This window comes from Sulfurospirillum tamanense (assembly GCF_016937535.1).
GTDB lineage: Bacteria > Campylobacterota > Campylobacteria > Campylobacterales > Campylobacteraceae > Sulfurospirillum_B > Sulfurospirillum_B tamanense.
On the sequence record NZ_JAFHKK010000029.1, the window covers coordinates 1 to 24410 of the forward strand.

Here is a 24410-nt window from a genome sequence, read left to right on the forward strand (position 1 = left end):
CTTTTTTATGTCCTCATCCCCTACATCTACCACTTGCCCCGACGTGTTGGCAAACTGGTTTTTTTTCTTTTCAATGGTTTTGGCATCCATTTCTTTGTGGCCCTCTCGGTCACTCAAAAGCGCAAGTGAGACCGCATTGAAAAACTGCATTTGCATTTCGTATTGGCCCTGGGCGATTTCCAATAATTCTAACATAATCTGATTGGTGGTTTGCGTTTGCTTTAGCAGGTCTTTTTCTTCTTGAGTTTGACGGATTAGGTCTTTTACGGTCTGCTCTTTTTGCTTTCTGCGTTCCACTGCATCTGCGTTTAAAAAATACTCATTGTGCAGCTCTGTGGGTGCAAGCAATGCAGCGCGGCGCAACTGCTCACGCTCAATGCCCTTGAGCGTCAGGTAATTGGATAGGTTTTGAGAGGCGACACGATACGCCTCATAATTTCCGCTCTCGATAGAGCGCATTACGTCCTTTTGGAGTTTTTGGTAGGTTGCATCGTCGTTGTTCCCAAAGAGCTTTCTGAAGCGTTCTTGAAATTCAACATATTCCTCGTCTTTGAGTGGTTCGTTGACGTTGTGGTACTCCTTGAAAAAACGCTCCATCCCAAGGTTTGAAGCGCGATTCATAAGCGACTCAAACCGTTTTTCTGTGTTTTGGAGGTTGTTTAGGATGTTTTGGATACTTTTGGTCGGATTATAAATCCGTTCGCCGCTTTCAAAGATGAGTTTGTTGGCTTCGTTCATCGCATCGTTTACCTTGTTTAACTGGTCGAGTTGGTCAAGGGCTGTTTTGATGGAGTCATTCATGGCCTTTATCTGTTGGGCGTAGTAGGTGTATGAGGTGGGGTCGGACACGATGCCTCCCGCGCCGCCAAAAAACGCAAAGCCATTGGTCTTTAACAAGACAAGCAACGCCAAGGTTGCAACCGTCTTTTTTGTTCTCATGTGTTCCTCCTAAAAATATTTATATAATAGCTAAAAAGCATTTAAAAGATATTTAAATAATATCAATTAAGCTAACTTTTCTTCCCTTTTCAATCTTAACTCGCTCTACATGTAAAAGCATGAGTTCAACCTGTAGAAGTTCAATGAGGCTTTTCTGCCAGTTGTCTTGTTGCTTGAGTTGATGATATTCAACCTCTCGCATTTTTATGAGTTGTTGGATTTCGGCTAATTTACACATGACTATCTCCCGCCTCTTTCAAGCCCTTGTTGTTTTTCCCGCACACGCTCTAGCTGCTCACTCTGTTTGCGCGTAGGCGTTGACCACTTGGCCAGTTGTTCAATGTTGTTGTACAACTTGCTCTTGCGCTCAGGGGGAACATCAGGGTAAGAGTGGTAGAGATTGATTTTCTTTTCAAGCTCACTGGCGATGTTCTCCTTGAGGGAGAGACCGTTCTCAAAAAGCTTTCCGTTGTTGAGTGTTTTATGGGCTTTCAAGTCCTCGTTCCAGTCTTTGAGTTCGGATTTATCCACCTTAAAATCTAAATCAGGAAATTCTTTCTTAACAAAGGCTTCGGTTTCATGGTTCCTAATGGCTGTTTGTACAAGTTTATTATAATGTTCCATATCCGTTACCGCCTCTTGAACACTTGGTAAGTAAAGCTGGTCCGCATCATTCTTTAAAAGTGAGGTTTTAGCTTCTTCTATATTTAATCCACTTTCTAAGACCTTTTCAAAATGATTTGCCAAGGCATTGACTGCAAAAATGTCTTTAACTTGTTTATCAAACTCTCTTCCCTGTGGGTCGTTATCAAAAACCTTGACAACATTTTCAACATTTTCAAGGCGCGAAACAACATTTAAGAAAGTGGTTTTTCCATCTTCACGCATATTTCCATTGAATGAAATAAAAAGGGAGGACGATAAATCCAACCCTTTCATTTCGGCATAACTTAGGTTGTCAATGCTGTTTTCGCCGACAATAACGGTCTTAATATCCTTCTCGCTCACGCCATCGGCGATGAGGATAGAGATACCTTTCTTTCCCTCCTCCAAAGAGTTCACTGGCTCTTTGTAGGCCACGCCCTCTTTGTCGTGGGTGAGGGGTTTTTCAAGGAGTTTTTTGTTCATGCCCGAAATCGTGATAAACTTTCGTTGTTCCTCTCCCTCAATGCTCACTGCTTCCATTGTGTAGCTCGGAAAAATTACATTGCGGTGGTGGTCTGTTTTGATAGAGGAAAAACGGTCTGTAACTTCCTTGGCTATTTTTCGGATGGTTTCAAGGGAGTTCAGGCCACTTTGATTATACGGCTGCAATTCGTTGTATTTTTGTGCCGTGCGTGGTGAATACCCTTGATGTGTTAATCCGATTTTATGCTGTGACTCTTGAACGTTGGTGCGATTGACCAGTTCGTGAATGTCGATGTCGCGGTTGCGGCAAAAATTGAAGATAGTGCCCCTGTCTCCTGTCTCATTGACGTTATAGTAGAGGTAGTTTCCATCTTTGTGGCCACGGCTTATGACAACGGTATCCACACCGTTGGTCATGGTCATGTGGTTTGCGCTGCTCTTCTCCCTTTTGACCTCGTACCCAAGCTTTTGCAAAAGCTCGTTCATGGGAATTTGTGGGTAGTTTAAGTAAGTAGTTGCGCTTTGTGTTTGTCGATTGTCGCGCTTAAGCTCTCTATCCTCTCCACCAAGCTCTCTAGTTCTTCCATCAGGCTCTCGCGCTGCTCTTTCGACGTTGAGAGTTCTAGCTCTTCCAACAACTGCGCTGCTCTTTCGTTGTTCTTCGCTAATTTGTGCCCCTTGCTTTTCAAGTTCTGCATTTTGAGATTGAATTGTCTTGAGTATTCCTCGAAGTCGTCCATCCAAATAATTTGCATTGCTTTGTTCCTCCATATAGTTTATTTTTAAAGTGCGCTCGTTTACGGTCACGATAAATGCGCTAGGTACATGCTCAATTTTAGCATGAAACTCTTGCTCAAGCCCAAGGAGGGTTTGTTGTAAACCCTCGTGAAGTTCCCGATGATTAGGCATGATGTTCTGTGCTTTCATCTTTACCATCCTCTTTTTTGCCAGTGAGCTTGAGGTTAGTCACGCTCACGTAATGGTGAATTTGCTTTGTGCCTGTTTTGTCTGTGAACTGGTTTTGTTTTAGGGTTCCCATAACCACAACGCCACGTCCTCGCTTGATGTATTTCTCCATAGCCAGGGCGAAATTATCATAGATGGTGCAGTCCGTGTATAGGGAGTCGGGCTGGCCATTGGGGCGTGTGCCCATGTTGCACACAATGGCAAAGTTAAGGGCGTGTTTGTTGTCTCCGATTTTTCGGAGTTTGGCATCTGCGGTGACGTTGCCCGTGATGGTAATGGTGTTAAAGTCCATGTGTTTTTTCTCCTTATCTTGAAATGGATTTGGCAGCATGTGCCGCCATTGCTCTTGCTTGGCCCTTGATGGCAAGCTCCTTTTTCTGTTCCAAGGTCAACTCCTTGGTGCGCTCTTGGCTGCGCTCCATGTAGTTTTCTTTGACGTATGAAACTATCTTGACGGCATCTTTTACCGCTTCCACGATTTGCTCTTTTTGGTTTTCAAGGTTGCGCGCCCACGATTTGACATAGCTTTCGTGGTTTTGTAGATTGAACGCGATACCTAGCTCTTTGGCTTGGAGGTAAGAGTAAATTTCCGCACGTAATTCTTCTTTGGCGTATTCTTGCTCTCTGCGGTCATGGCCAAACTTGCGGTCAAGTCTGCTTTCATGTCCTGTGGCATGGCCAAGCTCATGCAACGCTGTGGAGTAGTACGCGCCCTCGTTTTTAAACTGCACTTTTTCGGGCAAGGTGATTTCGTCTTGGGTTGGAGAGTAGTATGCTTTTTCTCCAGGAATGTGGCGAATGGAAATGCCTGAATTTTGGAGTATTTTTTCGCATTGTTCGTGAGTTGCAAACTGCTTGGTTGGCAAGATTTCATCTTTGATTATGCCCATGAGTTCTTTGCGTTGCTCTTGGCTTAGTCCATCAATTTGGTCAATGTTAAAAACGTAGCTTTGTTTGAAGATGGGACGGCGCACCTCTTTTTCCTCCACGCGCTCCTTTCCCTCATTGTCTTTTACGGTCTGCTCTTCGGTTTTGATGTCAAATTTGAAAAAAGAGATAGCTGCGCTTTTTTCTCCTTTTCGCACGTGCGCCCCAAGGTCTTTGGCTTGTTTGTAGGTTAGCCACGCATTGGAAGCGTAGCCTTTTTCTAGCTTGAGTGTATCAAGGGAGAGAGTATTCATCCCTTGATAGACGGTTTTTGTGATTGGATTGTGCGCTGCACCCTCTTGAAGTTCGCGCGCTGTCCATTCTCGTTCCCACGGCACGTTATTTTCTTGGATGGCTTTATAGAAATGCTCCGCGATTTGCTCAATGTACTTTTCGTACTGCTCAAAACTCTTACTCATCCTCCCCTCCCTTTTGCTCTTGCTCTTGGGGTGATTGCTCTCCGATGTCCTCCTCGTTCTCAAGCTCTTGAGAGAGTAAAAACATGTCAAATTCAAAGGTGCTTAGATCTATGGCTACAGCACTTCTTATTACCTCTGGCATTAGGTCTCCTTTCGTCCGTATTTTTTGATGATGTTTCTAAGTTTTCGGTCTTTAAAATAGTAGTTTGCCTTGGCCTTAATGGGCGTTTTACGCCCTCCAAGGGCAAGGATAAGTATCTCATCCTTTTTTAGGTTCATAAGGTCTTGAGAGGTGAGGAGTTTATATCCCTCTTGACTACGATTTTTTGAGCCAAAAAAACTCGAAGCTTGGGTGCTTTCGCTCACTTTTTCGCGGGTAAAGTCCCCGATTTCTTCCGCAACACGTTTGGCTGTTTCGTTGTCATTGATTGCAAAATATGCACGGTACGCCACACTTCCGCTGATGATGCGCAAGTCCTCTTTGGAGTAGTATTTCTCAATTTGTGCCTCGGTTTGCGTGATGTAGATACCAGGAATGTTGTAACTCCTTGAGAGCGTTGGAAGTTCCAACAAAAACTCCAATTTTCCAAAGCGGGTAAACTCATCGTTGATAAAATAAATCCGCTCAAGCGGGTTGTTGTTTTCTTTATCGAGGAGATTTTTTCCGATAGCTTCGTAAAAAATACGAATGAGAGGCGCAAGTGTCTCTATGTCTTTTTCTTTGACAACAACATAGAGCGTAATGTTTTCTTTGCGTAAATCCCCATACGGAAAACTCATTTTAGAGGTCACATTCATAATGCGATAATCGCTAAACACGTCAAGCGCACGGGAAAACGTAGTGATAACACTCTTCATTTCTTTATAGTGAACACGGCTAAGGCTTCGTGCTTGGTCACGAATGAGTGGGTCAAGGGTTGTATCTTCGGAAGCTTGCTTAAAGAAGAAGTTAAGCTCATCTACTAAAACACCCTCGGCTTGTAAGTCCACAAGCTGATTTAAAAAATCATCGTTTAATAGCTCTTCTGCGGACTTTTTGGGGTAGCGGTTGATTTCACACAAAAATGTCTCATCATTCTTTTGGATGTCATACATTGCAAAGAAAATGAAAAGGTCGCGTGCGCTGTCTTTCCAGTGGCCGCCATCATCACCCTTGCCTTTTGTGGGAAAAAGGATAGTCGCCAGTTGTTTGACAAGCGTAATGCGCTCATCAAAATTTAAAGGAGCCAAAATCTCTTTGGCAAAGGGGTTAAAGTAGAAGGTGTTTTTTGAGCCAAAAGGGTCAAAAACAAAGACCTTGTTCTTGAGTACCTTTTCACGATAGTCTGCGGTGAGGGCTTCAAGCTCTGCTTTGATGTCAAGCACGATGCAGCTAGTGGGGATGCTCAAAAGATTTGGAACGGCAATAGAAGAAGTTTTACCCGTGCCAGGAGCGGCAACAATAAGCGCACTAAGTCCGTTATCGAAACATAGCGGTTTGCCTTTGAACCGTGCAAGAATAAATCCCTTCTTGAGGTTCAATCCCATCTTTTTTATGTCGCTAACTCTAGCCAAACGCGCCTTTCCGTAAGCAGTAGAAAAGCGAGATTGGAAGATGAGAAAAAGGGAGAAAGCGGGGAGGAGACTGGCCCATGCGAGTGCTAGCCATATCTCTTTTCTAAACTTTCGCCCCTCTTGGAGTCCGTTCCAAATAGTCTCTAGGATATGAAAGCTCTTGAGATAATCAAGTCCCATGTAGTAGCATGTGGCCACATAAAATATCGGCACAAATAAAATGAGACTGACTAAAAGAAGTATGAGTTTGTTAATCATAGCAACGCCTTTAGTTGTTTGTTGATGGGTTTGAGTTCTGCCATTGCCTCTTTGACTTTTTTAATAAGCTCTTCGGCCAGTTCATAAAATTCCCACTCGCTATTGATGGAGTCAAACTTCACCTCATTTTTATTGAGCTGATAGGCAATCTGATTGATATTTCCCGTTACGCGAGAAATATCGAGGACGATTTGGGTGTTGAGTAGGTAAATCCGCTCAATCTCCCCAAGCTTTTTGTTGCCGTAGCGTTTTTCAATGAGGTCACGGAGAAACTTCGCCTTGGTTTTGTTGGACTTTTTGGCTTGTTGGGCCAATTTCTTGTACGTCTCTTCCTCTAAAATGAGTTCAAAACGGATACTTCGCTGTTCTTGTTTTTTTGCCATCACGCGCTCTTTGCCAAAAGGCTCTTTTTCAAATCTTCAACCGCGCTAATAATGCGCCGTTTTTTGGCGCGGTCATAAGAGATTTGCACGATGTAATCAAGCCCACCATGAATATAATCGTGCAACACTTTGTCATTGACTTGGTAGTGAAACGTGGCGTTGATGGTGATGGCTTTAATGGCCAACAATGGCGTGTTGGCGTGGATGGTAGAGATTGAGCCGCTGTGTCCTGTGTTGTTGAGCCGCAAGAACGGTAAGGTGTTGCGCGTGTCAAGCTCTCCTAAAATAAGTCGCCCTGGGGAGAGGCGCATAGAAGCATTAACACCATCAATGTAAGAAAAATTGGCATCGTCATTTTTGGATACTAAAATCTCTGTTTTGTTAGGGTGAGGAATGGTAAGCTCTGGACTGTCTTGAATCGTTACAATCCGCTCTTTATGGTCAATTTCTTGCAAAAGAGTATTGAGCAGCGAGGTTTTTCCTGTGCCAGTGCCACCGCTGATAAGAATGTTTTTGCGCTGTTTTACCCATTCGAGCATGTCTTGGTAGGAATAGCCAAGAGTAGGGTCTAGGTAAAAATCTTCAATAGAGAAGATTTTGGTGGAGGGAATACGGATATTGATTTGCACTCGTTGGTTGGCAAGGACACTGTGGTGCATCGCTTGCACACGGTAATTTGTGCCGGGAATGGACGTGGAGAGAGAGGGATTTTTCACGCCAAATTGGGTTTCGCGTGAGTTGGCCAACTGTACACAAAACGTCTCAAGGGCCAAATAGGTCAAGCGCTCATCGTGTTTTTCAATCCATTCACCATTCATGTCAAGAAAGAGTTGCTTTTCTTTTTGGATGGCAATTTCATTGGCTCCACTTTTAAAGTATTCCTCAAAGAGTTCAAGGACACTTTTAAGCAGTTTGGTTTGGTGCATGAGCTTCCTCCTTACCAATGGCGTTGTATTCGCTAATGAGCTTGTCTAGTTTGCGCTGCTCTTTTTCGTAGATGGTCTTTTTTGCCTTGACAATCTTTTCCGCTGCTTTAATGCGCTTAATGAGAGTGTTTTTCCTCCCAAGCGCTTTGATTTCATCTTGAATATCCATTGTTTCCCTTTTGTGTTGGTGTGGTAAACCCAGTAAAAACTGGGTTTACATGTAAAGCTATTTTGCAATATAAGAAAGTGTGCCGCTGTTGGGTTGGGTGTAGGTGGTTCCATCGCCACGCACGTAGTCTTGTTGGGCTTCAACCACCTCAATGAGTTGGTTGTCGGCATAGCCGTTTTTGAGGGAGAATTGCCAACGCCATTGGGTGTGTGGGTGTGAATCTTCGCCATCTTGAGCAATGAGGTTTTGAATATTGATAGCGGTGGCTTGAACCATGACGGGAGAAGAAGAAAAAATTACATTGCATGATGTAATTTGTTGCCACCACCCATCCCATGTTCCCGTATAGGGAAAATATCTATAGCTATAACTAAAGTCGCCGATTTTCCCACTTATTAGAGTTCCGCCAGTGCAGATATTCTTGGTTTGTTCTACAAGCTGTCCATAGGTGGCATACCAACGCGGTACATTTTGTATCGCTGATGTATATGTCGCCGTATTTCTCGTCCAGTTGGGTTGCCCTGTCAACGCTTTGTCTGTACCCAAGATTTTGTACCCTGTGCCTGTTGGCTCAATGAGTTGATTGGTGAGGGTTTGCACCAAAACCTCTGTGGTAGAGAGTTTTTGATACGGCATGGTTTGGTGAACTTGGCACGGAGAAACTTCTACCTCTTTGTCCTCGTCGGTGTCGTTGATGATGGTGCGTTTTGAGAAGTGGGTTTGAAGTGCTTCATCGTCGTTCTCAATCCCACATTGTTGCTCAATGTAGGGGTACGCTTTGGCCGTTTCTACGTTTTGGTCAACGAAGACTTTTTGTGTTGTTCCAGGCACGTAAAAATAAGTGTTGATTTTTCGGATGGCTTGCTTAGACACATCATAAAAGTTGTATCCTGCAAACTCTTCATGTACTTCCATGCCGCCTGAGCTTGTTGTTTGGCAATCAGTCGCAAAGCGTTTCACGCCAAGTAAATCTTGATAAGCTACCCGTTGGCGGTAAAAGACACGCCCATCCACCACTTCCCAATCGCACGTAGTGTCATCCATGTAGTGTTCATAGGCAAAGCCTGTGGCATCGACACATTCGCCAATATTGCGCTTGACGTTTTCATAGCGGTAGAAATATTGCGCTTGTGGGTAAGAGAAACCCGCTACAAAGTCGTGGCGGTCATAGGTGCAAGCGTTCATGTCGCGCTCAAGGGGGACGGTGATGTCTGTGGGTACACACTGGCCAACGTTGACTCGCTGATTTTCGTGGGTGTAATAAAACTGTTTTGAGACGATGGCCACATCGTTTGCAAAGTCGGCGGTGGCTTTGCATGAGCCTACTTCACTTCGCAACTCAATAGGTTCTTCGTATTGGCATCGTTGCACCATGATGTCCTGACCTTCGGGTGTGGTGACGTACATTTCATAGCCAAGACTGATTTGATTGTTTTTGTAGTCAATCTTGTTTCGGCATGAACGGGTATCGTATTTTTCATAGACGGAGTTAGAAGTTTGTTTTACGCACACGGTGCCTTGTTGGGCGTAGTAAGTAGCAAGTCCATCCACCAAGGTTGCAGCGGGACAATCTACAATCATGGTGGCATCATTAGTGGGTTGCCATGATGAACCATTATCGCCGTCTTTTGAGTCTGTGGTGTAGGTGGGTGTAAACCCGCTACCACTTGGGGAAGAGTAGTTATTGGTGGAGCCCCCACCATAACCCGCTTCTGCTAGTTTGTCGTTCACGTCTTTTTCATCGGTAGGTTCGGCTTCTAGGTTTAAGACATTTAAAAGCTCGTCACGGTTTCCACCTACCACCACAAAGTCGCTTTCACGAGTGAGTACCGCGTTTCTATCTCTCAGGCGGCTTTTTTTTACAAAAGCACTGTTAAGGGTATAGAGCTTGCCTTGATATTGCACTTTGTCAAAAACAATTTCAACATTGTTTTGATGGTCAACGTTGAATTGGCCTTGCAAGGTGATTTTTTCTTGCAAGTTTTTATCGTTTAGCATGGGCTTGGCAAAAATAGTGCCAAAGCCATTGGTAAAACGCACGTCTTGCGTTGGTCGCACGTTTAAGCTGTCATCCTCTCCAAATAAAAGGGAGGAAACCACGAAAAGTAAAAGTAAAAACTTTTTCATCCTTGACTCCTTTGTTAGTTTTTTTCTTTGTCAAAATATTGCACAATGATTTCATTCCCTTTGGGTTCGGGAAACCAAAGGTCTTGCGTTGGGTTAATAAAGATACGTGAACCCGCTTGAACCTCGATAATCGGAGCGATTTTTACTTGCTCGTCAATGATGTTTTTCATGATGTAGCCGAGGTCTTGACGGCTATTATCGAGGATGATTTGGGTGTTGGTGTTGTTCTCGTTTTGCGATTGAGAAATGAGCAGTAACACGCTATTGGTAAGGGTAGAGAGGGCTAGAGGCATTCCGTATCTGTCCCAGTAGCGATTATCGACGATGCCCACGATGCCGCTATTGCCTAAAATGTCCGCACTTTGGGCATTGGTGAGCATAATGTTTCTGCCGTGTGGCGTGATGATACGCTGCCACGTGAGACGCAAACGGTTTTCTCCAATGCGGTTGTTGTTGGTGTAAAAACCAATGGCGCGAGACCCTTTTGGTATTAAAAGGGTTTTGCCCAGGGACGAGTAAATATCATCCTCAATCTGTGCCGTAACTTTGCCCTCAAGGGTAGAGTAGATGGCGTTGATAAGCACTGCGGGTATCATGCGATCTGCGGTGATAGCGCGGTAAAGCTTGGTTTCACTTGATGCTTTGTCTTGTTTTTTAAGATTGTCAAACTGGCTATCGCCAAAGTCTGTTTTTGGCTCAGGCTTTTTTTGCCATGTGTTCTTTGGAGTTTCGCCGCTGATCGGAGCAAGGCGCATGGCCAAGAGGCGGTTGCGTTCACGCTCACGCTCTTTGGCCAACTCATCTTCTTTGTTTGGAAAAATATCAGGCGTGTATCTTTCTGTTTGGATTGCTTCACGCAACCGAGCCAATGTGTCCTCTGTCTCTTCTTTTGGTTTTTCCTCCTCTTTGGCAAACAAATTTTCTTCGCTCACTTGTGCTTTTTTGCTTTGAAACACATACGCCTCGATAGGAAACTTTGTCCCATCAGTCAAAACCATTTCATTGTTGATGGGTGCGCCCTCATCCTCAAACGCACCCGAAAAATACAAAAGTACCACAAGCACAAGGATGATAACACCCATCACGATGGCAAATATCCGCAAGTTCTCTTTCATCTGCCACCCCCAAGGATACCCCGTCCATAATCTCCAATTTGGGCGGGGAGGAATAGGGGAGCCATCTCAAGCGCTAATTGTTTTGTGTTCGTAGCCATAACCGTCTCCTTTTTGTATAATTTTGCAATGCCTGTGGCTGATGCCCTGAACAGTGCTATCTTTGGTTGTGATGTTAAAATAGCCGTTCTCACGTATCGCCACTCTTCCAAGGTGTTTCCCTTTTTTTAAACCACTAGGGACTACTGCTTTAACAATATCCCCCGTCTGGAAACCTTTAACTGTTTTACTTTCTTTAGCTTTTGTTCTTGGAAAGCCAAATCTATCCATACGACACATTTGGCGTGAACCTCTTCCTTGCGCCTTAACCTCCAACACTTCGCTTGTTGCAATCGCATAATCGCTTTTGCTTCCAACACATAGGGCATCATAGTAATGCTCTTTGGGTAGCGCTCTTTGATTTCTATTGAAAGAGGTTTCCCATCCTTCCCCTGTTTCAACCTTCATGAGTTCTGCAATAGATTCAATCGTGTAATTTCTTGCACTTTGAACAATAGCTGCGTGTTTAGGTGTTGCTTTGGGCTCAAGATGAGAATAGTCTTTCTGCATCACCCGTCCAAACGCCTTGAGCGATAACGTTCCTTTTTTAACATTACATGTTCTACAAGAGAGTGCAAGGTTGTGTGTGGAGTTAGTGCCGCCTTTGGATTTGGAAATAATGTGTTCTACCTCCACCTTTTTATCCCCAGATGCTCCATTGCAATAGACACAGGTGTTGCCATGTTTAGCAAAGATGAAGTCTCTAAGTTTGCTTTGATACAAGGCTCCTTGTTGATACTCCACGCCATAAAGTGTTTGGCCCTGTGCCATTGAGCTATTGTCAAACGATACACGTTCAATCGTGGCCTTAGACAAGGGGATAAAGTGCTGATACTTTTTAACAAAGTTGATCACATTATCCGCCCTTGATTTTACACTAGGGGCTAACCACCCTTGTGGTCTTGTCCTGTTTAAGAATCTAGGGGCTCTGTACCTTGTGTTGCGCTGACGACGTGCGCGTCTAATGCCTCTTCGTTTATCAAGAGAGCGCTTAATGCTCGCCCCTCTATGAATCAATTCAAAGAAAAAGAGTGCTTTTTCTTGATTTACAATAGCAACGCCTGTGGTGGTTGCACCTGGGTCTAGTTTGATTTCAAAGCATTGAGTTGCCTCTTTGTATTCCTTGAGTCTAATGACAAAAGGATACAAGGAGTGAACCACGGCCTTACCTTTTTTTAGCAATACTCTAGCATTGGCATTAGATGTCGGAGCTAGAGGTTTTTTATTCTTGGATAGTACAAATACCATCTAATGTCCTTTCGGTAATCTCGCATTTCTGCGGTAACGTGCATTTTTGCATCTCTCCTCGACAATGATAGGTACGCTTTTCGGTTAAACCGACTTTCGTTCAGGTTGACAGGGCTTTAACCCAACTTACAGAGCCTGCACAGAGCTTAAGACTGGAGAAGCATCTTAAGGTGTGATAACGTATCTATCGTAGTTGAATCTAACTTTAGGAGCTAGATAAACTGAGTCTGGACAACCAAGCCCCATCTATAACCTGTTAGGGTTTAGGTGGGGTAGCTGACTGTTTTGCCCTCACGCAAGCGTAGAGTTCACCAATGCGTAAGGTAAACTTATCGGCCACGGTTTCGGCAATGATGTAGTCTCCCACAACACGAGAGTTTACGGGATTGTCGTACCCGTCCACCACGCGGTAAATCACGGGAAACTTCCGCTTGGCATCTTTTGCATCGTATTTGAAGTACGTAAACTTGTTATCGCGAAAAATATCATCGGCCAAGAGGCTCTTTTCGCCCTTTTGTTCAAAGACTCTTTGGATTTCGCGGCGGTCAATTTTGAGTGCATTAATGCCCTCGCCGATAGTAAGATAACGGGCCTCATCTTCCAAAGCTTGCGCTTGCGCTGCTTTGGCTTTGCGCTCCTCTTCCGCTGCTTTTTCAAAGGCTTCTTTTTCAAGGTTGCGAACACGCAACCGTTCAAGGCGTTCGCTCTCTTCGCTCACAAAAACCACAAGATTTGGGTTTTGTGCATTGGTGTGGTCGGTGGAAAAAAGATAAAAAGAGTAGATATTGCCACTCTCACCGATGATGGTCAAAGAGGTGTCAATGCCTATCTGCATGGGCTTGACTAAGACCATGTTAGATAGATCATATTTGTTGACACCAAGAGACTTGATGTCAAAGCCTGTTTCATCTCCAAGCGCATAGTGGGCGATGGTGTCATTGTGTAAAACAATCAACGTAGTCATGGCGTACCGTGTACGCACACGGTAGGTATTGCCAATCTCAAACTTGATGTTTAGGATGTTGTTCTCGTTGCCGTTGCGCCCAACAAAGAAGCTTTTTTGCAAAGCGTTAAGGTCTATCATTTCTACAATGGGTGGGGTGATGTCGCCCTGGGGCGTTTGATTTGTAGGTTCATCTACAAACACACTAGAGTTGGCCAAGGCAAACCCGCAAAGCACCGCACTTAAGAGTAGTTTTCTCATTGCTCTTCTCCTCCCGCTGTCCATGCTTCGATTTTGGAAAGGCTGTAATTGGTGACTTGAAACCCGATAGGATTAGAGGTAATTTCATCAAACTTGATTTTGAGTTTGTCGGTGTACTGGAAGTACAAAACAGCCCTAAAGTTTGAAACGTCAAGAATACGGCCCTCGCGTTTAACGGTAGCCTGAAAGTCCACCTGTGCGATGTTGGTGCGAGGAATAAAAGAGACGTTGACGATACGCACCTCTCTTGTGTAGTCCTCTTTTTTTTGATAGATACCATCCTTTTGTTTGAAGATGGCCTCAAAATCTCGCCAAACAGTGGGTGCGCTTTGCGCGCGTACTGCCTCGTAACGGCGTTGGTCATCAATGTTATTTTTTGTTTCGCGCATATCTACATAGGAAGAAACAAGCCCAATACGCAACGCCTCTGCGTTGGTCATGTCTTTGTTTGCTTGTGTGATAGTCGCAAAGTTTTGTGCCGCGTTGGAAAACTGCACTAAAAAAGGCACTCTCTCTTTTAAAGGAAAAAGGGAGAAAATACCCACCACCAATACAACGATTACGGCAAACTGCACAATGTTGAGCCAAAAAAGCACGTTTATCATCTTCTTTTCAAGAAGATAGACACTTAGGTTCTCTCTTACATTTTCAAGCATGGCCCACTGCCTTTTCAACACACGCGCACGGTGAGCGTTTGAAGTCTTTGTATTGTTCGTTCTTGGCTGCACAACCGCTAAAAAGTGCAACAACTATTAATGTAAGTACCCATTTCATGCAAAACTCCTTTAATGAGGTGAAACAGTAACGCGAGGACGCGGCTCAATAGCTGCGCCACCACTAAGTTTTTTGACTATTCCGTCCATTCCCTTTTCAACACCCTTACCCGCTAGGTTTACACCTGAGAGTTTGGATGCACCCATGAGCATAGTCACTCCCGCGCTTGCAGTGCCGACGCTTCCGCTAAGACTGCTTCCTTCGTTGGAGCTTCCAATGATTTGGTTGATGATGTTGGGTATGCGATAGATACCAAGGATAACGATGAGCTGAACAACGATAACGACTAGAATAAACTCGGTGTTCTCTGCAAAGCCCTCTTTCCTTAACGCCACAACGCCCTGTTGAATAAGCTTGTTGACTTGGATTAAAACAACACCAAACAACAACGTGAACGGGGCATAAAGGGAGAGGGAAATATAGAGGCGCATCCATTGAAAAAACACCCCTTGGGTTTTTGAAAAAACAAGTGCGGGAAGAATAAGGGGAGCAAGGCTTAAAACCAGTTCGGCCAAAAAAGCAGAAACAAGCAACATCATGATTATTGTCACCATCAAGAACGTTCCCACTAGCCAAATTACTGTTGATATAAAAAAAGGAAACCAGTTCCTAATGCCTCCCTCTGCTCTGACCATTTCCAAGAGATTAACATTTGATGTTTGTATGGAATCAAGAATTTCTTTCATGGTTTTTTGCACGCCAGCTGCTTGCCACACTTGACTTACAGCTTCGGTGAACACTTTGGACGGTATTCTTAAAATCTCTACAAAAAAGTCATAGGAATTTGTACTTAGCAACATGGTTTTTACAAAAGAAAAAACCAACAATGTCCACACCACTTGATAGACTGCTTCTTCGCTTTGAAACTTACGAAAGGAAAACATCACACCAAAAATGATGATACTCAAAGTAAGCGCACTGGTAAAAAAAGCGTTGTCATAAATCAACTGCGCCCCTCTGTACATTCCCTCTTGTACGTATGTTGTGGTTGTTTCAAGTATTGCGTTTGCTCCACTAAATAAACTAATCATCCCAAAAACTCCTTTCTCCACGTTTGTGGATTTTCCTCAATAAGGTGCTGCATTCGCTGCACTGATTGGATGGATGAGTCAAATACTCCCAAGTGCTCACCTAGTCGTTTCAAGGAAATATCCAACACAATGCTCTCTTGGCTCTTTCGGTTCTTAAAAAGCACATGGTGTTTTTTGGGGTCGGTTGAGCGTAAAAACTCTAGCTCTGCCTCATTGAGGGCCAACTGCTCTTTGAGCTTTTTAAGAGACTCTTGGGATTTGGTAGGAAAGATAATGTAGTGAGCAAAGCCATCAAGAAAGCTATCGCGGTTTTCAAGATTGACAAAAAAGTCAATGTTTTGCACAGCAACCGTCATGACACCGTTTGATTTTCGTGCTTCTAAAATCCGCTCAAGAATGAGTTTGCTCATTTCTTGATTGTTGATGTAGTCTTTGAGTTCATCGATGAACACAAAGAACCCTTTTTGCTTTTCTTCGGCTATGCGCTTGAGCTTGTGGAATACATAAAATGCCGTAAGCCCTGAAAGCTTTTGGTCTTTGAGAATGGTATCCATACCCAAGACGTTCATGGTGTTTTGAAAATCAAGGAGGCATTGTTCGTTGTCGAAAATGCTGTCTTGGTATCGTAGGTATCTTTGAGCCAGTCCCTCAAGCTTTGGCAAGGACTCAATAAAGTCGGTCAATGTGGCCGTGGCATTCATGCCGTAAAGCTGCTCTAGGGTGTCACGCACTGCTTGAATTTCTGCGTGGTCGGTGTCTTTGATTTCTCCCATACGAAAAAGGAAGTTTTCTAAAAACGCCATGTTCTCCGCATCAGGTTTGAGAGAGAACGGGTTGAGCTGCATGGTATCCATGTCGCCATATTTGCCATCAAGATAATTGCACATGCAGTACATGCCTTTGAGCTTATCAAGGCCCAAACGTAAAATGCCGTACTTTTCCATACATGCCATCAAGAAAGAAACAAAAGTGGTTTTTCCGCTTCCCGCTTCGGCAATGATAATGGTGTGGCCAAGGGCGTTTTGGCTTGGGCTATGGTGCAAGTTGAAAAAGTGCAGCGCGCCCGTTGGTGTTTGAAAAACACTTAAAGGCGCATGGCCCCAAGAGTTTTTTTCAAAGCCGACTACATCCTTTTCAAAGAAGTTCAACGTCGAAACGTTCATGGAAGTGATGATGCGCTTGCGTGAATTGAGACGGTCTTTTGCGGGAAAAAAAGAAAAATACAAGGGTTTGAGGTTGATGTTTTCAATCACTGCCACAATCCCGTATCGTCCAAAAAGCTGTTTGATGTCAATGCAAAGTTGCTCAAGCTCTCCTAGGCTTGAAGCATTCACCATGACGGAGAGAGAGTAGTACACCATTGTCTCCCTGTCGCTCTCGACAAGTTGATACAAGGCTGAAAGCTCACCTTGCACGATGTCGTTGGATAAGCGTATTTTGTCTTTGATTTTAGAGAGTGCTTTATCCTTAGAAATGTTTTGTAGCTGTTCGCATACCATCAACGATTTGCGAATAGACAAGAGGTTTTTGGTCAAGTCTGAATTGATTTGCTCGGTATCATATGCTTTGACGGAGAGAAACCGCGTGTAGGTTTCTTTTGCTCCCTCGTGCTTGATGTAGTCTTTTTTAAACGAGACGTTGGCACTTATGTAGTGGTCTTGCAATAAGCCACTTTTTAAGCCCACCGTCGTCTCTTCCATGTTGGCATATGAAGCAAAAAAAGAGAGTGCTTCATCCGCTTTGAGTTGATATACTCCATACTCTTTGAGATTGGATTTAATCTCTTTAACCACCTCTTCGGTTTGGTTTTTGAGGTAGTCAAAATTTGAAACGACTTGTTTTGAACTGGTAAGGCTCGCACGTTTCTTTTCTAACTTGGTCGCCAAAGAGTTGGCTTTGGTTGTCAAACACACATAGTATTTTGTTTCAAACACTTCACGGTCTGCTTCCCACTTTTCCATAATCTCTTTGGCGTACAGGTTGGTAAGGTCTGTGCTACTTGAGAAAGAAATAGGTTGACGTTTTTGAAAAACGCTAATGGAAAAAGTCGGTGGAATGGATTTGAAAAAAGTATTGCGCGTGTTTAAAAATCTCTCTTGTTCGTCTAGGGAATAGGACGAGTAAGAGACACCTTGAAGCTGTAGGAGAGTTGAGAGGTTTCCATCTTTGGTGAGGATAATATGCTCGTCAAACTTTCCAATGATGTTGGTCTCTTCGGACATGTTGTGAAGAATGCCGCGAGAACTTTCAAGCAGCCTATGCCACAAATTCATTGGGACTTCTTTGCTTGTACCGCGCCGCCAATATATCCAAAATATCGTCATCAAAAAATTCTAAAATGAAGAAAAAGATGATAAGTCCAACCGCTACGAAGATAGACTTAAAAACGATGTAAGGATACACTGCTCCGCTAATAATTAAAGAAAAGACCCACGCAGTGCGGGTGAGTCCTTTAATTTTTTCCTTTTTGGAAAGCTCTCGAATATTTGCTGTTTTCATCTTAGCTAGTTCCAAATAAAATTTGCAATACTGACACTTCCGTACACAAGGGATATTCCAAAAACGATACCCCAACCCCACTTCTTCCCTTTTTCACTGTCTCCAAACGCAATTACAAAACCGCAAGCTGCAATGAGCAGTCCCGCGATTCCGGCAATAATTACGTCAGTCAGCAAAGCATGAATATTTGAAATAGCTCTTGTGAAAGCTTCCACGATAACTCCTTTTGTTTATGTTAAATTCTTACCTTTAACTTATACAAAAAAAAAAAAAAACATTGTCAAGGGTTTTTAAGTTTTACGTGCGAGTTTTTTAAAATCTGTGAATAAACGTAACAGAAAATACAAAAGAAAATTATGTTACTTATGGAAACTTTAAGTTTTAGAAGATTTTGGCGTAAAAAAATAGCTCTCAAATACCATCATTTAGCGGTTTACTTCACTATTTACTACGGTAAATAGAGTTATCCTGCCTTGTAAAGCGAATTTCTGTTTTACTATGATGTTGAAATGACAGCCATAGAAAAACTTGAAAAAGAATTTGAACTCCTTAACTCTAGGACTCCCAAACCCAAAAACTATTTCCCAAAAAAGGGAGGGGGTGGATTGGCAAAGTATTCCACGAGTCCGCGAAAAATTTTTAAGCAAGTCGTGATAAAAACCATTGGTCAAGGTCTTAACAATATTGGCACAAAAAAAGTTTTGGAATACGTGGCGCGCGGTGCTGATACGCTCGAACTTGAAGATGAAAAGGGAGAAAAGAAAACCATTGACGAGATTTACAAAGACTGGAAACAAAACTTTTCAGTTGCCAAAAATCCTGAGACTGGTCGTGTTCCAAAAGAAGCATTGCATTTGGTTTTTTCCATAGACGAGGAAGTCAATCAGAAAAATCTTGAAGCATTAGAGCAAAGCGTACGCGATGTTTTAAAAATAAATTTGTACGAGTACCGCTACGCGATGGTTGTACACACTCACCAAAACAGGCCACACGTGCATGTAATTTTAAATAAGCGCAGCACTATCACAGGTAAAAAACTTACATTCAAATCTCGTAAAGAATGCAAGGATTTTTTTACACAGCTTCGGGAAGATTTTAAAGAAAATTTGAACTACTACAATAAAGAGTTTTCCTACGAAAACCGCTTTAAAGTTGATAGGAATTTGGAACTTGCTTTGCTCGCGGAGTATTTTCAAAAGGTCAATAAAGAGAATTATTTGTTTAAAGAATTTGTGCGCGAATCTCAAAGAAGTGTTGCACGACTAGGCCAAAAACAAAACGAGGTTGGCACAAAGATAGTACAAACTCTCCAAGAGATAAAAAGCTCTGCTGCTCTTTCTTTCTCCCTTTTAAAAGGCTCCGACCAATACAGTATACAAAAAGCAGCAACCACGCTAAACACACTCAAACGCAAACAAGAATTTTTTGCAAAAAGGGAGGAAGAACAAAGCTTGCTCCTAAAAATTTCCAAAGAAGCAGTTGAAAAAATCAAGCCCAGTGAGCTTGCCCAAAAAATAAAAATGCTTGAGTACCTTGAAATGCCACAACAAAAAAAACTTCTTACGCGCAAACAACGTCAAGCCCTCGCTTCGCTTCATCGCTCTCTTGATTTTACCAAGCTGAACTATACGCGCCAGTTGGATGAAACACTCAACAAAGAAGAAAGCGATTTGGAAAAAATGGTTAAAAAAACTAACGCCTTTGCTCTCATGAAACATTTGCGCCAGTTGGATGAACGCATGGCCATGACCGAAATTTTACAAGACGAAACCCACATGGAACGTCTTGTAAAAAATCATGATTTTGTGTTGAGTGCAATGGAAAAACGCTATCTCCGAAACAAGAACACCATCGCCTTTTTAAAAGACAAATTGCAGACTGAAACCAAACAAACCGAAAGGGAGGAAATTAAAAAAGCTTTAGCCTTTTTGCAAAGCGAAGCCAAAATTATGCACGAGCGTTTCAATCCACAGGTCAAACATTCTTTGGAACTTGAAAAAGAGATTGAGGCTCAAAAGATTTCCAAAAAATTAGACATCGAATTTGACAATAGCCAAAGCATTGATGCGTTCTTGCTAGAGCACCGACCCGCCTATATTGCCAAGCGGCAAGAAGAGCTTGAAAAATATGCTGCGCGTATGGCCAAAGAACTCAAGCTTGAGGGATGGCTTGAGCTAATGTCTGTAAAAGAATTTGTGGACAAATATAATCCAAGATATAAATATCACCAAAATTTAATTAGAGCGCAAAAAATTGTAAAACGGCTCAAGCTCGAGGATAAGCCTGAACTCATGAGCACAGACGGTTTAGGCGAATTTTTGAAAAAATACAAAGAAGAATACGACAAAATAGTAAGAGAGGGAATTGAAAAATTTGTACAAAAAATTGCAGATGAGCACGGCATGGAAAAACCAAGCGATATGGAAAAACGCTCAAATCAAGAACTTTTTGAATGGATTGAAGTAAATAATGTGTGTTCTCCAAGTCGACAACTTTTGGGAAAATATGCTGAAAAACAACTTGAAGAACTTATACCTAAATTTGAAATACAAAGAGAAAAGTGGGAAAACATAGCTAAAGAAAATGAACCGATGCCAAAAGAACTGGAAAGAAAAAAATTAAGAATTGATAATTTGGAAAATATTTTAAAAAAGACAGAATCTATTACCCCAATATTTGAAAATGATATAAAATTTCTTGATGAACATCTTGTTAAGATTCTAGCTCCAAAGGAAAAAACAATCAAAAAAATTCCCATAACGATAGAGGGCACACCATATACCCATGAGCTTGTCAATTTAATGAAGGAAACCATACCAAAACTTGAAATTTCGGGAATACAAGCAAAAAAAATTGAAGCCTATTTGCACTTTTTATCTTTATCGGAGGAAAAAGAACCAATTTCAAAAAGCTATTTGAAAAAACATGGTTTTTTGAATCAAAAAGGCTTTGAAAAAATAGAGTTTGAACCTTTTGAAAAAATGGCTCCATCTGTAAAAATGCCTGCCATCGAGGAGGCGTTGACCAAAGAAATGCGTGCTAAAAATATCGTTTTAGAAAGAGCAATCAAAAGGGAGGAAAGGGCTCAGGGAATTTCACGGTAACTATTTTGTATTTTCTCCCTTTTTTCAAGGGTTTTTACATGTATTTCCTTGTTTTTTTCAAAAGAAAAAGGTACAATAATGACCATACCAGTTTGAAAATTAAAAAGCCCGTCTCTGACCCGTTAGTTTGTGCCCAGGTCAGGGAGCGGGCTTTTTTTTTGCTTAAAAATTTGCTACAATTCCCCAAGATAGTTTTTGGATACTAAAAATTTCAAACTGGTAATTTGCATTTTTGGTATTCAGATTTGGTAGAAAGACTATCAAATTTTACTGAGGCACAAACGAATGAGAACAGTAATTTACGAGGATACCCCTCTTCCTCCCTTTCATTGGTTTCGAGTAGAAAGGCACCACTGATGTGTGACTAACCTCGAAACGGCACTTATCCACAATGCCCCAATTTTTATACGCGCTGCACAACGCAAGGCCGTAACCTCCAAGCCTATTCGCACCAAAATTGCGTTGAGCCGTTACAGTTTTATCGAGTTCAATTCCCCTGAGCGTATTTCGTGGCTCGTGTACGACATCGACATTCCCCCTAATGGCATCCGTGAGCTTGAGCAATACGCGGGATACATCGAACATTACCTTTTGCTCCCCAAACCAACCTACATTTGCAAAACCACAAAAGGTTTCCACGTTGCTTACGCGCTCTCTTACGGAGTGCTTGCAGAACAAACAAGCGCAAACCAACGTCTTGCGTATGTACACGCTGCGCTCTCCAAACTTCTTGGCTCCGACCCCAACGCTGCGCGTATGCGCGGCATTTGGCGAAACCCCTTAAAGCACGAACATATCTACAATCCAAACAGCTACACCCTAGACGAACTGGTGGCAGAGCATGGCGAACTGGTCAATCCAAAATCCTCAAAAAACGTCCTAGACCGCATTCGCACTTTCGCCCAGGGCGCAACGGCCACCACTGCAAAATCGTTGGCCGAAGAGAACACGGGAAAAATCAAATTTTACCTTGTCCGACTCTTGCGTGCTCTCGCGCAAGAGTCTGGCCCAGTTGTCCCAAATGGCTTTCGCAAGTCGGTACTTTTTCAAGCAGCCATGCTTTTTGCAAAAAAACATGGCGTGAGCTATGGCCAACTCGAGGAATATTTGGACACCCTAAACAAATACACCCAAGACCCTCTTCCTCCTAGCGAAATAGACAACATCGCAAAGAGCGTGTGGAAATACAAACAAGCCAATTCTATTTTTGTCAAAAATCCCCTCAAGGACGAGACCCAAAGGCGCATGAACCTCAAGGAGAGTTTGCCTTTACATGTAAAGCAGCGCAAAGGCGCTGGCTATACAAACAAAGTGCGCATGGAAAAAACAAAAACAAGGCTCGAAATAGCCCTTAAAACCCTCCAAGCCAAAAAAATGACCATTTCCCTTTCCTCCCTTTCCAAAGAGGCTAATTTGAGCCGCCAGACGGTTGCAAAGTACAAAGATGTAATGGAACGTACATTGCTTTGCACATCAAAGCAACACCTAAGAGAATTTTTCCTCTCTCTTCGCTTTTTCAAACCTGTTAATTACGGTCTTATATGTTTTACATTGGCACAGAACCTTGGCGGTAGCCAGTTTCCTTTTGGGTCGCTTCCCATGTGGAAGCGTGAGGAAAAGGAAACCCAAAAGCTCAACACCAGTTAGCTTGCTCATGGGAAGCGAGTGGGGCAAGAAAAAGCCCGTAAGGGCGTTTCCTAGTCTGGCCGCCGCTAGGCGGCTCTCTTGGCCCTCTAAAAGAGAAAAGAGAGGTAAATATTTGAAAGATAGTCTTTAGGTATTGAAAAAATATTGAAAAGATATTATAATGTCAAGAAAGCTAAAAAGGGAGGGAAAGGATGGTAATTGTGCTCGCCCACGATAAAGGAGGCACTGGCAAGACTACTACTGCAACCAATTTGGCGGTAGAACTCTTGAAAGAGTCAAAACCTTTGAAGATACTTGACATTGACCCAAAACAAATGACGAGGCTGTTTTTTGAAATACGCTTTGAGAAAATGTCAAAGAAAGCACGTCCTGAAATTCTTTCTTTGTCCCAGGGCAAAGAAGAGAAAGAATTAATAGATCTAATCAACAACCTTGACGACAACGAAAATCTTTTGATTGATACGGGTGGGTTTGATAAAGATCTAAATCGTATTGCTATGACGGGAGCCGATTTTCTCATTGTTCCGCTTAAAGACAATGAGATTGAAATTCATGGTTTTTCCAGTTTTTTACCCGTGCTTGAGCGGATACAAAAAGAGTACCAAGAGAGTTTTAAAGTGCATATTCTTTTGAACCGCATTCATGAGAGCCGAAAGAACGATATAGGAAAACCCATCTTGGACTACATTCAAGAAAGCGGCCAAGGGTTTTTACATGTAATGCAAACAGTGCTGCGCTCACGTTCTGCTTACGAGGTTGCATACGGCCAAGGCATGTCCGTGGTAGAATTTGAAGCGCAAATCAACAAAAACCGCAAAAAGAAAGACAAGTCCGCGCTTAATGCGGCTAAAGAAATTAAACAACTTGTAAAGGAAATTCATGGCAAAAATTAAAGATTCGCGTGAAGCGATGGAGGCAATCAAAGAGGGTGCTGCGCTCAAGGGTGCAACTGGGAAAAAAGAACGAGGCATATTAATAAACCGCATGGTTTACAAAATCCCGCCTGAAATCGTCAATGCTCTTGATGAGCATGGCTTAAAATTTTCAAGTTTTGCGGTAATGGCGGTGCGCGAAAAGCTTTTGCGCGATGGCTATATGAGTCAAAGTTCTTAAAAGGAGTAAGGTTTGAAGAAAATTGTTTTTAGTTTGTGTTTGGCTGCGGGGTTGGCGTTTGGTAATTCTTTTTTTATTGAAAATGACATAGCAGTAATGGAAATATCGCATGGCTCAAAATTGCAAAATGGCTCTGTGACTCGTATAGCATTTGATGTGGATGATATTGTACAGGTGCGCCAAGTGCGAAAAGATAGCTCAAATACTTTTGAACTTATTTTAAAAGTTGGTGATGGAGTTGAGTCGTATGTTTTCTATGACGATAATCTTTTTACTAGGCTTGTACTTGCATGGAGAAAAAAATAAGGTTAGGGAAAATCCCTAACCTGTATGTCAACTTTTTTGCGTATAATACGCTTTGACAAAATGCAAAAACTCTTTTATTGTCACTGCGCCTGAGTTGGCCGCTAAACTGCTCAGGTGCTTCCACATTTCTTTCTTACATGTAAAGCTCATTTTTTATCACCTCCTTCCTAAAAGTGGTTTTTTAAAAACTCTTTGTTTTGTTCTTTAAAGAGTTTAATAAGTGCTTTGTAGGTCGCTTCTGCTTCGGGAATAATAATATCTTTATAGGCAATAGGCGTTTCTAGTTGCACATTCAAAGAAAATGAAAAACAATTACAAAAGCCATACTCCATGTTTCGAGGTATAAGTTCTAATGAGAGAATGTTTATCTCTTTCAATGCTATCTCTCTCATGTCTTTTTTTTCATAATTTAGGTAGCCCAAAGACCGATAAGCTTCCAAGGCATCCTTTTTCGTTTTGGCCACGATGATATAATCT

The 24410-nt window shown here is 42.6% G+C and carries 27 protein-coding genes; 5 read left to right on the top strand and 22 right to left on the bottom strand.

What is annotated here, in order from left to right:
• The 20 genes from JWV37_RS10705 to JWV37_RS10795 form a co-directional block, all read right to left on the bottom strand.
• Positions 1-939: hypothetical protein (locus tag JWV37_RS10705; RefSeq protein ID WP_205459798.1), on the bottom strand; the 939-nt coding region annotated here is incomplete at its 3' end.
• 52 nt (positions 940-991) lie between these two features.
• Positions 992-1141, bottom strand: coding sequence for a hypothetical protein (locus tag JWV37_RS10710; protein ID WP_205459799.1), 150 nt, complete (start codon positions 1139-1141; stop codon positions 992-994).
• 38 nt (positions 1142-1179) lie between these two features.
• Positions 1180-2994, bottom strand: coding sequence for a toprim domain-containing protein (locus tag JWV37_RS10715; RefSeq protein WP_205459800.1), 1815 nt, complete (start codon positions 2992-2994; stop codon positions 1180-1182).
• On the bottom strand, positions 2969-3325 hold the full coding sequence (locus JWV37_RS10720) for a single-stranded DNA-binding protein (RefSeq protein ID WP_205459801.1): 357 nt from the start codon (positions 3323-3325) through the stop codon (positions 2969-2971). Before JWV37_RS10720 ends, JWV37_RS10715 begins: the two co-directional genes overlap by 26 nt.
• Positions 3326-3338: 13 nt before the next feature.
• Positions 3339-4379: an ArdC family protein gene (locus JWV37_RS10725; protein WP_205459802.1), complete on the bottom strand. Its 1041-nt coding sequence runs from the start codon at positions 4377-4379 to the stop codon at positions 3339-3341.
• A complete protein-coding gene (locus JWV37_RS10730) occupies positions 4372-4521 on the bottom strand; it encodes a hypothetical protein (protein ID WP_205459803.1) in 150 nt (49 codons plus the stop codon). The genes JWV37_RS10725 and JWV37_RS10730 overlap by 8 nt, the downstream gene beginning before the upstream one ends.
• Positions 4521-6191, bottom strand: a complete 1671-nt coding sequence (locus tag JWV37_RS10735; protein ID WP_205459804.1) for a type IV secretory system conjugative DNA transfer family protein — start codon at positions 6189-6191, stop codon at positions 4521-4523. Before JWV37_RS10735 ends, JWV37_RS10730 begins: the two co-directional genes overlap by 1 nt.
• A complete protein-coding gene (locus JWV37_RS10740) occupies positions 6188-6574 on the bottom strand; it encodes a hypothetical protein (protein ID WP_205459805.1) in 387 nt (128 codons plus the stop codon). The genes JWV37_RS10735 and JWV37_RS10740 overlap by 4 nt, the downstream gene beginning before the upstream one ends.
• Positions 6574-7500: an ATPase, T2SS/T4P/T4SS family gene (locus JWV37_RS10745; RefSeq protein ID WP_205459806.1), complete on the bottom strand. Its 927-nt coding sequence runs from the start codon at positions 7498-7500 to the stop codon at positions 6574-6576. The genes JWV37_RS10740 and JWV37_RS10745 overlap by 1 nt, the downstream gene beginning before the upstream one ends.
• Positions 7478-7669 (bottom strand): hypothetical protein, encoded by a 192-nt coding sequence (locus tag JWV37_RS10750; RefSeq protein WP_205459807.1) that lies wholly within the window; start codon positions 7667-7669, stop codon positions 7478-7480. Before JWV37_RS10750 ends, JWV37_RS10745 begins: the two co-directional genes overlap by 23 nt.
• A 57-nt stretch (positions 7670-7726) precedes the next feature.
• On the bottom strand, positions 7727-9796 hold the full coding sequence (locus JWV37_RS10755) for a hypothetical protein (protein WP_205459808.1): 2070 nt from the start codon (positions 9794-9796) through the stop codon (positions 7727-7729).
• Positions 9797-9810: 14 nt separating this feature from the next.
• Positions 9811-10911: a TrbI/VirB10 family protein gene (locus JWV37_RS10760; protein ID WP_205459809.1), complete on the bottom strand. Its 1101-nt coding sequence runs from the start codon at positions 10909-10911 to the stop codon at positions 9811-9813.
• A 66-nt stretch (positions 10912-10977) separates the two neighbouring features.
• Complete coding sequence (iscB, locus tag JWV37_RS10765; RefSeq protein WP_205459810.1) at positions 10978-12255, bottom strand: RNA-guided endonuclease IscB; 1278 nt, start codon at positions 12253-12255, stop codon at positions 10978-10980.
• Between the two features lie 256 nt (positions 12256-12511).
• Complete coding sequence (locus tag JWV37_RS10770) at positions 12512-13459, bottom strand: TrbG/VirB9 family P-type conjugative transfer protein (protein WP_205459811.1); 948 nt, start codon at positions 13457-13459, stop codon at positions 12512-12514.
• Positions 13456-14115, bottom strand: a complete 660-nt coding sequence (locus JWV37_RS10775; RefSeq protein ID WP_205459812.1) for a VirB8 family type IV secretion system protein — start codon at positions 14113-14115, stop codon at positions 13456-13458. The genes JWV37_RS10770 and JWV37_RS10775 overlap by 4 nt, the downstream gene beginning before the upstream one ends.
• On the bottom strand, positions 14108-14233 hold the full coding sequence (locus JWV37_RS12860; protein WP_275898382.1) for a hypothetical protein: 126 nt from the start codon (positions 14231-14233) through the stop codon (positions 14108-14110). Before JWV37_RS12860 ends, JWV37_RS10775 begins: the two co-directional genes overlap by 8 nt.
• Positions 14234-14244: 11 nt before the next feature.
• The gene (locus tag JWV37_RS10780) at positions 14245-15264 is read right to left on the bottom strand and encodes a type IV secretion system protein (protein WP_205459813.1); all 1020 of its coding nucleotides are present in this window, start codon (positions 15262-15264) and stop codon (positions 14245-14247) included.
• The gene (locus JWV37_RS10785) at positions 15261-17537 is read right to left on the bottom strand and encodes a VirB4 family type IV secretion/conjugal transfer ATPase (RefSeq protein WP_205459814.1); all 2277 of its coding nucleotides are present in this window, start codon (positions 17535-17537) and stop codon (positions 15261-15263) included. Before JWV37_RS10785 ends, JWV37_RS10780 begins: the two co-directional genes overlap by 4 nt.
• Positions 17521-17763, bottom strand: coding sequence for a hypothetical protein (locus tag JWV37_RS10790; protein ID WP_205459815.1), 243 nt, complete (start codon positions 17761-17763; stop codon positions 17521-17523). Before JWV37_RS10790 ends, JWV37_RS10785 begins: the two co-directional genes overlap by 17 nt.
• 5 nt (positions 17764-17768) lie before the next feature.
• Positions 17769-17978, bottom strand: coding sequence for a TrbC/VirB2 family protein (locus JWV37_RS10795; protein WP_205459816.1), 210 nt, complete (start codon positions 17976-17978; stop codon positions 17769-17771).
• Positions 17979-18272: 294 nt separating this feature from the next.
• Between JWV37_RS10795 and JWV37_RS10800 the strand changes: the two genes are divergently transcribed.
• From JWV37_RS10800 to JWV37_RS10820, 5 genes are all read left to right on the top strand, one after another.
• Positions 18273-20867 carry a relaxase/mobilization nuclease domain-containing protein gene (locus JWV37_RS10800; protein ID WP_205459817.1) on the top strand — a complete coding sequence of 865 codons (2595 nt, stop codon included), beginning with the start codon at positions 18273-18275 and terminating at the stop codon, positions 20865-20867.
• Between the two features lie 360 nt (positions 20868-21227).
• On the top strand, positions 21228-22514 hold the full coding sequence (locus JWV37_RS10805; protein ID WP_205459818.1) for a replication initiation protein: 1287 nt from the start codon (positions 21228-21230) through the stop codon (positions 22512-22514).
• A gap of 191 nt (positions 22515-22705) precedes the next feature.
• Positions 22706-23407, top strand: coding sequence for an AAA family ATPase (locus tag JWV37_RS10810; protein WP_205459819.1), 702 nt, complete (start codon positions 22706-22708; stop codon positions 23405-23407).
• Positions 23394-23627: a hypothetical protein gene (locus tag JWV37_RS10815; RefSeq protein WP_205459820.1), complete on the top strand. Its 234-nt coding sequence runs from the start codon at positions 23394-23396 to the stop codon at positions 23625-23627. Before JWV37_RS10810 ends, JWV37_RS10815 begins: the two co-directional genes overlap by 14 nt.
• Positions 23628-23639: 12 nt before the next feature.
• Positions 23640-23933, top strand: coding sequence for a hypothetical protein (locus tag JWV37_RS10820; RefSeq protein ID WP_205459821.1), 294 nt, complete (start codon positions 23640-23642; stop codon positions 23931-23933).
• A 27-nt stretch (positions 23934-23960) separates the two neighbouring features.
• Here the strand turns inward: JWV37_RS10820 and JWV37_RS12865 are convergent, their stop codons facing one another.
• Complete coding sequence (locus JWV37_RS12865) at positions 23961-24083, bottom strand: hypothetical protein (RefSeq protein WP_275898383.1); 123 nt, start codon at positions 24081-24083, stop codon at positions 23961-23963.
• Between the two features lie 17 nt (positions 24084-24100).
• On the bottom strand, positions 24101-24410 hold a 310-nt coding region (locus tag JWV37_RS10825; RefSeq protein ID WP_205459822.1), incomplete at its 5' end, for a hypothetical protein.

Coding starts and splice junctions, on each gene's coding strand:
- JWV37_RS10725 (WP_205459802.1), bottom strand. CDS start 4,379: ATGAGTAAGAGTTTTGAGCAGTACGAAAAGTACATTGAGCAAATCGCG.
- JWV37_RS12860 (WP_275898382.1), bottom strand. CDS start 14,233: ATGAAATGGGTACTTACATTAATAGTTGTTGCACTTTTTAGCGGTTGT.
- JWV37_RS10785 (WP_205459814.1), bottom strand. CDS start 17,537: ATGAATTTGTGGCATAGGCTGCTTGAAAGTTCTCGCGGCATTCTTCAC.
- JWV37_RS10735 (WP_205459804.1), bottom strand. CDS start 6,191: ATGATTAACAAACTCATACTTCTTTTAGTCAGTCTCATTTTATTTGTG.
- JWV37_RS10740 (WP_205459805.1), bottom strand. CDS start 6,574: ATGGCAAAAAAACAAGAACAGCGAAGTATCCGTTTTGAACTCATTTTA.
- JWV37_RS10750 (WP_205459807.1), bottom strand. CDS start 7,669: ATGGATATTCAAGATGAAATCAAAGCGCTTGGGAGGAAAAACACTCTC.
- JWV37_RS10760 (WP_205459809.1), bottom strand. CDS start 10,911: ATGAAAGAGAACTTGCGGATATTTGCCATCGTGATGGGTGTTATCATC.
- iscB (WP_205459810.1), bottom strand. CDS start 12,255: ATGGTATTTGTACTATCCAAGAATAAAAAACCTCTAGCTCCGACATCT.
- JWV37_RS12865 (WP_275898383.1), bottom strand. CDS start 24,083: ATGAGCTTTACATGTAAGAAAGAAATGTGGAAGCACCTGAGCAGTTTA.
- JWV37_RS10755 (WP_205459808.1), bottom strand. CDS start 9,796: ATGAAAAAGTTTTTACTTTTACTTTTCGTGGTTTCCTCCCTTTTATTT.
- JWV37_RS10710 (WP_205459799.1), bottom strand. CDS start 1,141: ATGCGAGAGGTTGAATATCATCAACTCAAGCAACAAGACAACTGGCAG.
- JWV37_RS10810 (WP_205459819.1), top strand. CDS start 22,706: ATGGTAATTGTGCTCGCCCACGATAAAGGAGGCACTGGCAAGACTACT.
- JWV37_RS10720 (WP_205459801.1), bottom strand. CDS start 3,325: ATGGACTTTAACACCATTACCATCACGGGCAACGTCACCGCAGATGCC.
- JWV37_RS10815 (WP_205459820.1), top strand. CDS start 23,394: ATGGCAAAAATTAAAGATTCGCGTGAAGCGATGGAGGCAATCAAAGAG.
- JWV37_RS10780 (WP_205459813.1), bottom strand. CDS start 15,264: ATGATTAGTTTATTTAGTGGAGCAAACGCAATACTTGAAACAACCACA.
- JWV37_RS10790 (WP_205459815.1), bottom strand. CDS start 17,763: ATGAAAACAGCAAATATTCGAGAGCTTTCCAAAAAGGAAAAAATTAAA.
- JWV37_RS10715 (WP_205459800.1), bottom strand. CDS start 2,994: ATGAAAGCACAGAACATCATGCCTAATCATCGGGAACTTCACGAGGGT.
- JWV37_RS10775 (WP_205459812.1), bottom strand. CDS start 14,115: ATGCTTGAAAATGTAAGAGAGAACCTAAGTGTCTATCTTCTTGAAAAG.
- JWV37_RS10745 (WP_205459806.1), bottom strand. CDS start 7,500: ATGCACCAAACCAAACTGCTTAAAAGTGTCCTTGAACTCTTTGAGGAA.
- JWV37_RS10800 (WP_205459817.1), top strand. CDS start 18,273: ATGACAGCCATAGAAAAACTTGAAAAAGAATTTGAACTCCTTAACTCT.
- JWV37_RS10730 (WP_205459803.1), bottom strand. CDS start 4,521: ATGCCAGAGGTAATAAGAAGTGCTGTAGCCATAGATCTAAGCACCTTT.
- JWV37_RS10770 (WP_205459811.1), bottom strand. CDS start 13,459: ATGAGAAAACTACTCTTAAGTGCGGTGCTTTGCGGGTTTGCCTTGGCC.